Raw genomic sequence first — 12,412 nt, forward strand, 5'->3', positions numbered from 1 at the left:
AAGACATTGGCATGGCGAGGCAATGGGCGCGGGCCCCTCAGGGCGCAGGCGAGCCCGCCAGCAGCCTGTCGATCCAGAGCCCAATGTCCTCCGCCATCGCCTTCAGCGCATCGGCGGCCGAAACACCCGTCACGCTCTTGCGAGGCTTCAGGTCATGGTCGCCATCCTCAAGCCAGCGGATCTCGATGGCAGGCGACAGCGCATAGCCGGCGACTTCCTCGCTGGTCCCGAACGGGTCGCGCGTGCCCTGGCAGATCAAGGTCGGCGTCCGGAGTTCGAGCAGATGCGCCGTGCGCAATTGCTCGGGCTTCGCCGGCGGATGAAAGGGGTAGCCAAGGCACAGCAGCCCCGCGATCTCGCCCCTGGCGAAGTATTCATCGGCAATCATGCTGGCGACGCGGCCGCCCATCGACTTGCCGCCGATCACCAGCGGCTTGGTGGCGCCAAGCGACGCGATCGCCGCGCGGTATTCCGGCATCAGCTTTTCGGCGCGCGGGGGCGGCTTCCGCCCGGTCCCGTCCCGCCGTTCGGCCATATAGGCGAATTCGAAGCGCGCCACGCGCAGGCCGGCCGCCGCCAGCGCCCTGGTCGCCGCTGTCATCGAGGCCGAATCCATCGGCGCGCCTGCGCCATGCGCCAGCAGGATCGTCGCCCGCGCGTCGTCCGGCCCGTCCAAGAGAAAGGCCTCGCTCATCCGTCTCTCCCGATGCTGCGGCGCGGTCCGGACGACGCCTGGGCGCCGATCCGGATCACGAGAAAGTTTGAAATGGCCCCGCCTTCCGCATGGTAACCCGTGACATGAGGGCGGCGTGTTCTCCCTCGTCAACCAGGGAGGGAAACATGCAGACGAAATCATCCACCTTCAAGCCGTGGAAGCTCGCCTTGTTGGCCGCCGGGCTCGCGAGCCTCGGCGGATTGGGCCTGCTGTTGGTGCATCCCACGCCGGCCGAGGCGGTGGTCTATTGCAAGCGCGTCGGCTATCCGGTCGGCTGCGTCGTGCGGCCGGCGCCTGTCGTCCGCCCAGGGGCCGTCGTCTACTGCCAGAACGGGGTGTATGTGAAGGGCTGCGTCGCACGGCCGGCGCCCCGCGTCGTCTATTGCAAGCGCGTCGGATATCCCAAGGGCTGCGTCATGCGCTGAGCAACGTGATTCACGCGACGCCCGGGCGTCGCGTGCAACTCACTTCGGCTTCATTTCCTGCGCCAGCGTGGCGAGCGCGCGCTGCGCCTCGCGCGAACCCGTGCCTGCGACGGCGACGAAGATCGTCTTGGCGTCGTTCCAGCGGCGAAGGTGGAAATAGGACCAGCCGCGCATCATCATCAGGTCGTTCTGTTCCGGCGCGATCCGCGAGCGTTCGTCGAGCATCAGCAGGGTCTCGACATAGCGGCCGTCATTGTAGGAACCGATGGCCCGCTGGGTCAGGATCTCCGTCTTCAGTTCGATCGCCCGCGGCACGGCCTGCGAGGTCTGGGCGGCGGAAGCCGCGGCCTGATCGGTGAGGCCGGCGCGCAGATAGGCGAGCGTCTTGCCATAGGCGGCGTCCTGCGCGACCTGGCCATAGCTGGTGCGAAGCGCCATGTCGAAGGCGTCAGCCGCCTCGATCGGACGGTTCAGCTCCATCAGACACCAACCCCGGGTGAGCGCGCTCATCGACGACAGCAGGGCCGGACGTACTTCGCCGGTACAGGAGCGGCCACCGCCCTTGGCAGCGCTGCGCTGCGGCGCGCGGGCGACCGAAGGTTCGGCGGTACGGGGCGCTGCCTGGCGGCGAACCGGTCTTGCAACGGGCTCGGGCTCCATTTCTTCGTCATCGACAGCCTCGACGCGGGCAGCCCGCGCCGGCGCGACGGTCTCGCCATCGGGGCCGGGAAGCGATTCGGCGGCGGGCACGAGGTTGCGACGCGCCTTCGGATCGGCCAGCGCCGCGATGCGCGGCGAACGGGCGCTCCATTCGCGAACGATCTTGTCGAAGCCGGCCTTGTCCTTGAGCTTCTGGTTGGCGAGCGCCAGGCCATAGGCCGACGGCTCGTCCTCCGGCATCAGCGAAAGCGCCGTCTCGAACCAGCGGGCCGCGATGGCCGTTTGGCCGATCTTGTAGGCGTACCAGCCAAACTCCTGCGCGCCGGGCGCATATTTCGCGTCGCTGATCGCTTTGGCGGTGCGGGTGAGGACCTCGCGGTCCATCTTCACCGGCGGGTCGACCGACAGCATGGCGGTCGCGACGACGAGATAGGCGTCGGTGTTTTCCTTGCTGGCATCGCGCCACTTGTAGGCGGCTTCTTCCGCCTCGGCCGGACGCTTCAGCGCGTTCAGCACATAGGCATAGCCGCGTGCGATTTCGGCGTTGTCCGCACGGCCCTTGGCGAGCTCGAACCATTGCGCGGCGCGGGTCGGGTCGTTGTGCTGGAACCAGTAGGAGCCGAGCAGCACGGCATCATCCGGGCCTGTGCCTTCGCGCACCAGCCGCTCGACGAGCGCGATATCCTCCGGCGCAACGGTGAGGCTCGGATCCTTGGCGCCGGCAGAGAGGCGGCGGCGGGCCAGATCGTTCTTGACCGGGGCGAACTCGCCCTGCCCGTCCGCGCCGATGCGCTCCAGCTTCAGCAGATCGGCCAGTTCGGCATCGTCCAGATAGCCCATGGCCTTCTGGATGGTGGCCAGGCGTTCCTTCGGATCCTGGCAATTGGTCAGGATATAGGTGCCGACATCGCGGGCACGGCCCGTGCGGGAGGATTTGCCGAACGCCTCGGCGACGCGCCAAAGCACATCGACATCGGCGCAGGTGAGCAGCGTCGGCGTCGCCGCGGCGATCGAGACGACCGTGTTCCACTGCTGCGCGTTCGAGGCGTTGACCAGCCTTTCGCGCTGTTCGCCGATCTCGAGGCGGGCCAGCAGGTCGGGCGGCGCCTGCCATTGCGGCTCGCGCACCAGCCGGGCGGCGATGGCAGCGCGCACGGCGGCGTACTGGCCGTCGCCATAGAGCTTCCACATCTGGTCGAGCACGGCGTCGGCGATCGGCGCCGGCGCGGAGAAATCATCCGGCGGGGTCCAGTCGGGATAGAGCGCGCGCAGCCGGGCGATCTCCGCCTGCAGCCGGCGGTCGTCGCCCTGGCGGGCGAAATAGCGCAGGGCGGTCTCGTCGACGACGGGGCCGCTGGCCGCCGGAGCGGGAGCCGCGGGTGCCGGCGTCGCTGCCGGTGCGGGCGCGGGCGCGGCGGCGGGGGCAGCCTCCCCCTGGGCGAAGCGGCGTTCCGAAGCGGGGCGGTTCGCGCTGCCCGAAGTCAGGAAATTGCCGAAGACGGGTGGACGGGGAGCCAATGCCTGGTGGGTCTCGACCCCGGCTTCCGCCGGCGAAAGGGTCTGGTCAAGGATATACGCGCCCTCCAGTCCGATGACGGCGAGCGTACCGAGGATGAGGAGCTGCTGCTTCACAGGCATTCCGCGTGCCTTTCCGTCAGAAAGGACAGAGAGAGAAGATGGAGCGTCGACGGGAAGTAGAGCGTCGGCGCGAAGCTCTTGAGGTCGGCCGGCACCGGCGTCCCGTCGCGCACGCAGGCCAGCGCCGCGCCGAGGATGCGATAGCCGGGCTCGTTCAGCGGGCTCTCGATCGCATTGGTCTTCACATTGATGATGGCGGGGCCGAGCTTGCCGGTCCCGAGCCAGGCCTTCGCGTAGGGATCGAGCAGCGCGGGATTGGTGATGCCGGCGCGCATCAGGTAGAGCGGAATGCGGATGGCGTTATAGCCGAAGACCGGATCGAAACCGGCGGCCGGCACAACCTGCTCGTCCTTGACCGAGATCCAGTCGGTCGGCAGCTTCTCGACGCCGAACTGCGCCTGCTGCGCCAGCGTCATCCCCGATTTCGCCAAGCCTTGCCAATCGGTTGCCGGAGCCAGCTGCGCCATCACGGGAAGCGCTTCGAAGATCCAGTAGGAAAGGTTGATCACCGGCCCGTCCGGACGCGCCGCGCGGCTGAAGCCTTCGACGCCCGGCAGGATCAGCACGCGGCCGAGATCGTCGACCACGGTCTTGGTGCCGAGGACCGTGGCGATCGCCGTCGCCGCCTCGACATAGGCCGGCACGTTCCAGCCCCAGCCGGCCTCGGCGAGCGCATAGGCGATCAGCAGGTCGCCATCGCTGGCATTGTTGATGTCGCGCACATGCGGCGCGGTCGGCTGCCAGCTCCACACGGCCAGGCCGTCGTCTCGCAGCATCAGTTCGGTGCGGGTGAAGCTCCAGATCCGTTCGAAGCTGGCGCGGTCGTCCGCCGCAAACGCCAGCAGCAGCCCGTAGCCCTGCCCTTCGCTATGGCTGATGCCGCCATTGCCATCGTCGATGACCCGGCCCGTGGGGGCGACGAATCGGTCGCTATAGGCGCGCCAGTCGGTGGCCGAGACGGTTCCCCGCATGGCGAGCTGTACCCCATCGGCGGCGACCGCCATTGACGCCAGGCCGGCCGCGACCAGGCCGGCCAGGGCTGCGGATCGGAGGAAGGAGCGGATCACGAGCGTCTCCCCAGGCGACGCAGCAGCCCCGTCGTCACGACACCGAGGATGATGCAGAGACCGACCAGGGCGAGCGCGTAGAACACGATGTTGCTGGAGAGCCAGTTGGCGGCGATCAGGCGCAGGTTGATGACGGAGACCGGCTGGGTCGGCACGAACTCGAAATTAGTGAGCGGCCGGCTCTCGATCCTGTCGGTGGTGGCGGAATAGGTGGTGAGCGGGCCGCTCAGTTCCGGCCAGCGCTGGATGCCGGAGATCGCCTGGATGCCCGAGATGAGGGTGCCTTCCGACGGTGCCGTCACCACGGTCCAGGTGCCGCCACCATTCGGGCTCGCCTGCTGGGCTACGATCAGCGTCGTCTTCGGCTGCGGCTCATAGGCCGGCATCTCGGCGTTGCGCAGCCGGAAGGTCGAGAACGAGATATCGAAATTGCGCTGCAGCCAACCTTCGACCCCGGCCATCTGGCCCTGAATGCCGCCGCCGCCGACTTCGTTGCGCCAGCGATTGAAGGTTGCGTCGGTATTCTCGGTTTCGGTCTTCGCCAACGGAGCCTGGCTCACTTCGGCGCCCGGGCGGCGCAGCGCGCCGTCGAGCGCCTCGAACCCTGCCGCCGTCGCGGCCGGGACGACGCGATTGCCCGCGCCCGTCTCGTCGCGCCAGCCGGTGCGGATGCTTTCCGCCACGCGGACCTGGCTCAGGACATTGGCCGGCATCTGCGCCGCCGTTCCGACGAAGATCGCGGAGCGGTCGCCGACGCCGGTCGCCGGGGCCGGCGCCAGCGGAACGATGCGCCCGGCCTGGAGCGCCATGCGCGCCACCAGGCTGGCGGCGGCGGAATAGATGCTCGGATCGGTGCGGCCCATCACAAAGGCGCTCGGCTCGGCGGCGCGGTTATACGGGAACGCCGTGCCGGCGAAGGCCGCGAGATTGGGGAGCCTGCCGATGCGGGCAAAGGTCGGCATGACGAAGGTGGTGGTGTCGAACAGCACGAAGCGTTGTCCGCCGGCGGTGGAGCCGCCCGGCGCGCAAGCCGCGTCCTCGGCCGTGTCGAGCATCGCATTGATCGCGATCCGGTTGACGCCCGGCTTGAAGTGGCGAAGCGGGACCTGGATCGGGAACTGGCGAAAGATGCCGCCCTGCTGGCGGGTGATGCGCGTCGTCGCCGCGATCTGGTCGTTCACATAGATGTCGATATGGCTCGCCGGTCGCACCGCCGAGGTATAGGCGGCGTCGAGCAGAATCGTCGCTTCGCCATAGGCCTGGGCATAGAAATCGGAGGGCACGCCGACCGCGAATTCCGTGCGGAAGCGGCGGCCGGCGAACTCCTGCGTACCCGAGCCGGCATCGGCGATGCGGAAGCTGTCGCTGCCGGTCAGGAAGCGGACGTCAGGCGCCATCCAGGGCGCGGTGTTGATCGTCGTCCGCACCACGTTCGCCGGACGATCGACGTTCGAGGCCATCGAGTCGATGGCCGAGCCGATCTGGCTCCAGTTGCCGCCCGAGACGACGAGCACGGAGGAACCGAGCCTCGCGTCGTCGACGAAGCCGACGATCGGCCGCGTGCTGGCATCGGCCGGGGCGTCGGTCAGGATCGAGTTGATCTCGCTGGCGACGCCCAGGACGACGGTGAGCGAGCCATCCGCGTCGGGCGCGGTGATTCCATCCGACACGGTGACGACGGGATTGGGATAATTGCCGGCCAGCGCGAGGGTCTGGACAAGCTTCAGCAGATGCGGCGCGATCGTGACCTGGTTGCTGCCCGGCGCGATGACGTGGATCGAGGTGACGCCCTTGCCGTTGAAGCCGACCGCCGGCAGGTCGTCCATGCCGCGCAGGCTGCGCGGCGCGTCGCCGCGCGCGAAGGTCAGCGTCGTCGCGGAAGGATCTATCTCGGTCCAAAGTTCGTAGGTCGACGGCACGCTGCAATCCGTCCGGTGGCGCTGCGCGACCTGGAAGCGGATCGTATTGGCGCCGGCCTGCAAGAGACCGGGGGGCACCATGGCCAGCGCGTCGCGGAACGATTCCGAGGACGACAACGCCGTTTCCAGCACCGGCTCGTTGTTGATCGAGACGCGCAGGCGCGACGCCTCCGGCATCACGACGATGGCGCTCTTGAACGAGACGTCGAGGCGCGCGGCCTGGCTTGCCTGATCGGCGGTCAGATAGATGGCCCAGGTGCGCTGGTCCATTTCGCCTTCGAGACGCATCGTTGGGAACGGCACGATATAGCGCCGGTCGAGATTGGCCGGCAGCGCCGGCTCGGCCTGCGGGGCAGCCATCGACTCGGGAGCCGTTGCCGGCGGCGCGACAGGCGCCGTGATGAGAGGCTCGACCGGCTCGGGCTCGACAGCCGGGGCCACCGGGATCTGCCGGATCGGTGCCGGTGCGGGCGCAGGAGCCGGAGGCTGAGCTGTTACGGGCGGCTGCACGGGAGCCGCGGTCGGCGCCTGCACGGGAGCCACGACCGGCGGCTGCGTCGGCACGACGACCGGTGCCGGAGCAACGGCGGGCGGCGCAGGCTCGAACTGGAAGGGCGCTGCCGGCCGGGTGCCGGTTGCGGGGGCCGACGGGATCGCGGTCGGCGCGGGATCCGCCGCCCGCTCGCCGGACATGTCGAAGGGCGACGGGCTCTGAGCTATTGCCCAGAGCGCGCTCGTGCCAAGCAGGGAGACGGCGAGGCTGGTGCGGATCAGCGCTTTCATGAGTTCGGCTTTCCAGCGGTCGCGGAGACAGCGGCCTTCTCCGGCGTCGAACGGCGGAAAGACTTCATGAAGTAGCCGAGCCCGCGCCCGGTCTGGTAGATCGACAGGCTGAGGAACCAGATGGTGCCGCGCAGGATGCCGATATTGGTGCGGCGCGACCACTGGAACTTGGTCCAGAGATCCGAGCTCGCGAACACCAGGTCGGAGATCAGCTTGTAGTGGTCGGCGATGGTCGGCTCATAGCGCACGCCGAGCATCACGCCGTCCGGTGTCCGGGTCATGCTGCGCACGCTGATCGGCATGGCCTCGGTAGGGATCGGCACGTTGGTCTTGAAGCGGACGTCGCAATAGAGGTCGCGGCTGATCTCCGGAACCTTCACATTGCCCATGTTGATCCGCGCGCCGCCGACCGAGGCATCCTCGATGGTCGCCGGGAAGACCTTGTCGCCGACCAGGATCTCGCACCGGCGCTTCACGTCGACGCGGCGGCTGCCCCGGTTCTCCCGGCGCTCCGAAACGACGCCCAGCGCGCAGCCGGCGATGACCAGGTTGAGCAGGTTCCAGCCGCCCACCACCAGGGCGACGTCGGCCTTCCAAGGCTCGTTGATGACGCGCCAGGCGGTCATGAACACGGCGAGCACCAGCACGGCGAAGATGATGAAGAACGGCCGCGACAGCTCCGAGACGCGGGCGGTGTCGAGCGACTCGCTCTTCGAGGTCACCTTGAAGGTCGGCTTGCTGGGATTGAGAATGACGGAGACCAGCGCCGGCAGCAGGTAGACCGACTGCACATACTCATAAAGCTCGGAGATCCACGGCCAGCGGAAGCGGCCATAGAGGTAGTTCTGCATCATCAGGTTCACGACCATGTAGGTCGCGCTGTAGGCGACGAACTCGCCTGCCGAGGCCGTGAAGATCTCGAGGTTGAAGAAGAGGTAGCAGAGCGGCGCGAGCAGGAAGATCCAGCGCGTGATCGGGAAGAACCAGAACAGCGTGCTGGACATGTAGCAAAGGCGCTGCGGGATCGAGAGGCCGCGCTTGCCGGGCGGGAAGCGGAACCGTAGGATCTGGTACATGCCCTGGCCCCAGCGGCTGCGCTGGCCGATGAACGAGGCGAAGGTCGCGGGCTGCAGGCCGGCGATCAGCGGGCGGTCGACATAGACGCTGTGCCAGCCGCTCGCATGCAGTTCCAGGGCCGTCTCGGCGTCCTCGGTGATCGAGACGCCGGAGAAGCCGCCGGTCTGGTCGAGCGCCCCGCGGCGCAGCACCGCGGCCGAACCGCAGAAGAACGAGGCATCCCACTTGTCGAGGCCGCGCTGGATGATGCCGTAGAACATCTCGTTCTCGGACGGCATCGTCTCGAAGGTGCGCAGATTGCGTTCGACCGGGTCGGGGTTGAGGAAGAAGTGCGGCGACTGGACGAGGAAGAGCTTGGGATCTTCCTTGAAGTAGCCGACCGTGTAGAGCAGGAAGTCGCGCGCCGGCGCATGGTCGGCGTCGAACACCACGACGAGCTCGCCGGTGGCGACCTGCAGGCCGTTGTTCATATTGCCGGCCTTGGCGTGGACGTTGCGCTCGCGCGTCAGGTAGCGGCAGCCCATGTCCTCGGCCAGCTTCTGCAGCGTGATGTAGCGCTCCTCGGCCTCCTGGGCGGCCTGCATGTTCTCGGCATTGCGCTTCTGCACCGTGCCGCCATCATCGAGCAGCCAGACCGTGAGCTTGTCGGCCGGATAGTCCATCGCCTTGGCGGCAGCGAGCGTCGTCGCCAGCAGCTCCGGCTCTTCGTTATAGGTTGGCACGAACACGTCGACCGTCGGCAGGTCCGGATCGGAAGACGAGATCTTCAGGTTGCGCGACGGATGCGGAAGCATCACGACGAACAAGCTCAGGAACAGCATGAAAATGCTGTACATTTCGCAGATGTAGACGAGGAAGCCGGGAATGAAGTTCTGCAGTTCGTTGATCGGCGGCAGCGTGCTGGTCGTGCGCCAATAGGCGTAGCGCAGGACGATCGAGGTGCCGAGCGCGAGCGCGATCTGGCGCCAGACGCCGCCGCTCGTGAAGGTCTTCAGAACGACCATGGCGCCCAGCACCGCGGTGCCGGCGATCAGGTGGGCCTGCAGGCTGATCGGGAGCGTGATGAGGAAGGCCATCACGATCGCCGCGACGGCCCAGAGCAGCGCGATGCCGATGCGTCCCATCAAGCGTTCCTTGCTTCATGCTCGGGCCAGGACCCGGAAAACTCGACCCGATGCACAAGCTGCGACGGGGATCGCAAAAGGCGGCCTGTCGTTGCCGACCGGACCGCCCTTGCCGTCTCGCGGGCCCGGGGGCCTGCTCTGTCACCGAAAAGCGCCTTGGCGCGGCACGTCATGTCATGGGCTCAGAGTTGGGGGGGGCGGGACGGCGGCGTAGTCTTCAAATCGACCGGCGGCGGCATCCGGCGCCGGCACGTCGGCCGCCACCGGGGCAGCCTCGACGGGCGCCGCCTTCCGCACGACGCGGCGCGCCGGTGCGGCCTGCACGGCCACGGGGGCCGGCTCCGGCGCCAGTTGCGGCGTCACCTGCGCGGTCGGCAGCACGGTGGTTCCGAGCTTGCCGAGATCGGCGGGGATCGGCGGCGCGCCGCCATAGGGATTCCAGTTGGCGGCCATGAAGTAGGAACTGATCGTCATGCCCGTCATCACGGCGAGGAGGCTAGCCTCGGTGGTGTTCGGCTCGCAGAGGCGCAGGCGCAGCGTGATCGTGCCCTGCCCGATCGTGAAGTTCGAATCGAGATCGGGGGTCCGGATGCGCTGCCAGGCATAGATGCAGGTATCGCCCTGCGCCGAGCCGCCCATGGCATAGCCAAAGGAGCCGTAGCGGCTCTGGGCGAAATAGGGCGATACGCGCATCGGCACACCGGGAAGCACCTGACGCATCTCGGCGCCGATCGCGCTGAGGCTGATAGCCGGATTGGCCTGGACGTTCTCCGGCCCGGTCACCGACTTCACCGGCCCGAACAGCGTCGCCGTCACCATGTTCTGGCCGGGCGTGTGCGAGCGGTTGGAGAGGATGATTTCCTGGGTGGTTGAATTGGCGAAGCGGCGCTCGATCACACCAACCACGCCAGGGCCGCCGGGCGGCATGTCGATATAGGCCTTCTCGATCGGCACGCTGGTGGCGATCGAGCCCGATTCGATGGGACGGCCGCCGATGCTGCCGCAAGCCGCGAGGCTTACCAGCGCCAGAGCGCAGCCGATCCACTGGAAGGAGGTGCGGGCGACAGCCAGGGTCATCGGGCGAAATATCCCCGAGCGAAACCGGACGCCGCGGAGCGCCGCTGGTTGACCCGGTTTCTGAGAATTCGCCGCATCGATCGTCCCCTGTGCGCCAGCAATTGCAATGTCCGGCCTGAACGGAACCCAGCCGGCTGCGACAGCCGATCAGCCCGGCTGCGAACAGCCCTGGGCCTCAATGCCCAACCTCGGTCGAGCATGGTTAACAACGCGTTACCAGGAGAACGTTAAGGGCCGTTAATCTCGCACTGCGGCATAGGATCAACAGGGAAAAGCGCAGGCGCACGCTGCGCTTGCGGCCGGCGCCGTCACACGCCGGCGCCGGAAATCACGGTTAACGCGAAGGCGCGAAATGCGCCTGCAACCTGCACGCGAGGGCATCGCGCTCCGCCGCGCCATAGGGCTCGCGCGTCCCCTGCCCCCAGACCGGACCGGGCCAGGCGGCGTCGCCGACCATGCGGCCGATGACATGCACATGCATCTGCCGGACGATGTTGCCGAGAGCGCCGACGTTCAGCTTGTCGAAGGTGGAAACCGCCCCGAGCGCCGCACCGGCCTGCTTGATTTCGACCGAGAGCGTGGCCAGTTCGGCGTCGTCGAGCTCGGTCCACTCCTCCAGCCCGGGCTTGCGCGGCAGAAGCAGCAGCCAGGGAAAGCGGCGATCATCCATCAGCCGGACCTGGCAAAGCGCCAGCTCGGCAATCCAGACGCTGTCGGCTTCAATGCGCTCCGCGATCTCGAAGGCGGCGCTCATGCCGCGTCGTCCTTCATCAGCTGGTCAAAATAGCCGATCGTGTGGCGCAGGCCCTCATCCAGCTCGATCGTCGGCTGCCAGCCGAGCGTGCGCTGCGCCAGGCCGATATCCGGCTTGCGCTGGCGCGGATCGTCCGAGGGAAGCGGCTTGAAGACGAGCTTGGAATTCGAGCCGGTCAGGGCGATGACCCGCTCGGCCAATTGGCGGATCGTAAACTCGTTCGGGTTGCCGATGTTGATCGGTCCCGTGACGTCGTCCGGCGTATCCATAAGGCGGATCATGCCGTCGATCAGGTCGTCGACATAGCAGAAGGAGCGCGTCTGCCCGCCCTCGCCATAGATCGTGATGTCGTCGCCCCGCAGCGCCTGGACGATGAAATTGGACACCACGCGGCCGTCATTCGGATGCATGCGGGGACCGTAGGTGTTGAAGATCCGCATTACCTTGATGCGCAGCTGATGCTGGCGCCAGTAATCGAAGAACAGCGTCTCGGCGCAGCGCTTGCCCTCGTCATAGCAGGAGCGGATGCCGATCGGGTTGACGTTGCCCCAGTAATCCTCGGTCTGCGGATGGACGGAGGGATCGCCATAGACCTCGGAAGTTGAGGCCTGCAGGATCTTCGCCTTCACGCGCTTGGCGAGGCCCAGCATGTTGATCGCGCCATGCACGCTGACCTTGGTCGTCGCCACGGGATCGTGCTGGTAGTGCACCGGCGAGGCCGGACAGGCGAGATTGTAGATCTCGTCGACCTCGACATAGAGCGGAAAGGTCACGTCATGGCGCATCAGCTCGAAGCGCTTGTGGCCGATCAGGTGCTCGACGTTGCGGCGAGAGCCGGTGAAGAAATTATCGGCGCAGAGCACCTCGTCGCCGCGGGCCAGCAGCCGCTCGCAAAGATGCGAGCCGAGAAAGCCTGCGCCGCCGGTGACGAGAATTCGCTTGTTCGAATGCATGGGTGCCCCTTCGATTCGTGCGCGGCCATACTGACCGCTTGCGACGCCCCCGCCAATGCGGCGGATACCGCTTCGCCGGGGCTTTTCCGCCACAGGCGGCCAACAACATCATAACATCATCATACTGGCCGCGATTCAGCGCGAATTCGCCTTGATTCCGTCACCCGGCAGGTCTTGCATCGGGGTGCAACCATGGCTGGTGAGTCTCGCCAGCCGGTCT

9 protein-coding genes are annotated in these 12,412 nt (G+C 67.3%); 1 reads left to right on the forward strand and 8 read right to left on the reverse strand.

Features of this window, described 5'->3' with window-relative positions; all coding sequences use genetic code 11:
* Positions 1–37: 37 nt before the first annotated feature.
* Complete coding sequence (locus ABIE08_RS07970) at positions 38–694, reverse strand: alpha/beta hydrolase family protein (protein WP_354550054.1); 657 nt, start codon at positions 692–694, stop codon at positions 38–40.
* A 146-nt stretch (positions 695–840) separates the two neighbouring features.
* Between ABIE08_RS07970 and ABIE08_RS07975 the strand changes: the two genes are divergently transcribed.
* The gene (locus tag ABIE08_RS07975; RefSeq protein WP_354550056.1) at positions 841–1,140 is read left to right on the forward strand and encodes a hypothetical protein; all 300 of its coding nucleotides are present in this window, start codon (positions 841–843) and stop codon (positions 1,138–1,140) included.
* A 39-nt stretch (positions 1,141–1,179) separates the two neighbouring features.
* Here ABIE08_RS07975 and ABIE08_RS07980 read toward each other — a convergent pair whose 3' ends face one another.
* The 7 genes from ABIE08_RS07980 to ABIE08_RS08010 all read right to left on the reverse strand — a co-directional run bounded on the left by ABIE08_RS07980 (position 1,180) and on the right by ABIE08_RS08010 (position 12,192).
* The gene (locus ABIE08_RS07980; protein ID WP_354550058.1) at positions 1,180–3,432 is read right to left on the reverse strand and encodes a tetratricopeptide repeat protein; all 2,253 of its coding nucleotides are present in this window, start codon (positions 3,430–3,432) and stop codon (positions 1,180–1,182) included.
* The gene (locus ABIE08_RS07985) at positions 3,429–4,442 is read right to left on the reverse strand and encodes a glycosyl hydrolase family 8 (protein WP_396309480.1); all 1,014 of its coding nucleotides are present in this window, start codon (positions 4,440–4,442) and stop codon (positions 3,429–3,431) included. Before ABIE08_RS07985 ends, ABIE08_RS07980 begins: the two co-directional genes overlap by 4 nt.
* 59 nt (positions 4,443–4,501) lie before the next feature.
* Positions 4,502–7,207, reverse strand: coding sequence for a cellulose biosynthesis cyclic di-GMP-binding regulatory protein BcsB (locus ABIE08_RS07990; protein WP_354550062.1), 2,706 nt, complete (start codon positions 7,205–7,207; stop codon positions 4,502–4,504).
* Positions 7,204–9,408 (reverse strand): UDP-forming cellulose synthase catalytic subunit, encoded by a 2,205-nt coding sequence (bcsA, locus tag ABIE08_RS07995; RefSeq protein WP_354550064.1) that lies wholly within the window; start codon positions 9,406–9,408, stop codon positions 7,204–7,206. The genes ABIE08_RS07990 and bcsA overlap by 4 nt, the downstream gene beginning before the upstream one ends.
* Positions 9,409–9,582: 174 nt before the next feature.
* Positions 9,583–10,485, reverse strand: a complete 903-nt coding sequence (bcsN, locus tag ABIE08_RS08000; RefSeq protein ID WP_354550066.1) for a cellulose biosynthesis protein BcsN — start codon at positions 10,483–10,485, stop codon at positions 9,583–9,585.
* A gap of 334 nt (positions 10,486–10,819) precedes the next feature.
* Positions 10,820–11,239, reverse strand: coding sequence for an HIT domain-containing protein (locus ABIE08_RS08005; RefSeq protein ID WP_354550068.1), 420 nt, complete (start codon positions 11,237–11,239; stop codon positions 10,820–10,822).
* Positions 11,236–12,192 (reverse strand): UDP-glucuronic acid decarboxylase family protein, encoded by a 957-nt coding sequence (locus ABIE08_RS08010; protein ID WP_354550070.1) that lies wholly within the window; start codon positions 12,190–12,192, stop codon positions 11,236–11,238. The genes ABIE08_RS08005 and ABIE08_RS08010 overlap by 4 nt, the downstream gene beginning before the upstream one ends.
* Positions 12,193–12,412: the final 220 nt, after the last annotated feature.

Source organism: Kaistia defluvii, from assembly GCF_040548815.1.
GTDB lineage: Bacteria > Pseudomonadota > Alphaproteobacteria > Rhizobiales > Kaistiaceae > Kaistia > Kaistia defluvii_A.

What these genes read in the sequence shown, in the direction of transcription:
- ABIE08_RS07970 (WP_354550054.1), bottom strand. Translation starts at nt 694, where the DNA reads ATGAGCGAGGCCTTTCTCTTGGACGGGCCGGACGACGCGCGGGCGACG.
- ABIE08_RS07975 (WP_354550056.1), top strand. Translation starts at nt 841, where the DNA reads ATGCAGACGAAATCATCCACCTTCAAGCCGTGGAAGCTCGCCTTGTTG.
- ABIE08_RS07985 (WP_396309480.1), bottom strand. Translation starts at nt 4,442, where the DNA reads ATGGCGGTCGCCGCCGATGGGGTACAGCTCGCCATGCGGGGAACCGTC.
- ABIE08_RS07990 (WP_354550062.1), bottom strand. Translation starts at nt 7,207, where the DNA reads ATGAAAGCGCTGATCCGCACCAGCCTCGCCGTCTCCCTGCTTGGCACG.
- bcsA (WP_354550064.1), bottom strand. Translation starts at nt 9,408, where the DNA reads ATGGGACGCATCGGCATCGCGCTGCTCTGGGCCGTCGCGGCGATCGTG.
- bcsN (WP_354550066.1), bottom strand. Translation starts at nt 10,485, where the DNA reads ATGACCCTGGCTGTCGCCCGCACCTCCTTCCAGTGGATCGGCTGCGCT.
- ABIE08_RS08005 (WP_354550068.1), bottom strand. Translation starts at nt 11,239, where the DNA reads ATGAGCGCCGCCTTCGAGATCGCGGAGCGCATTGAAGCCGACAGCGTC.
- ABIE08_RS08010 (WP_354550070.1), bottom strand. Translation starts at nt 12,192, where the DNA reads ATGCATTCGAACAAGCGAATTCTCGTCACCGGCGGCGCAGGCTTTCTC.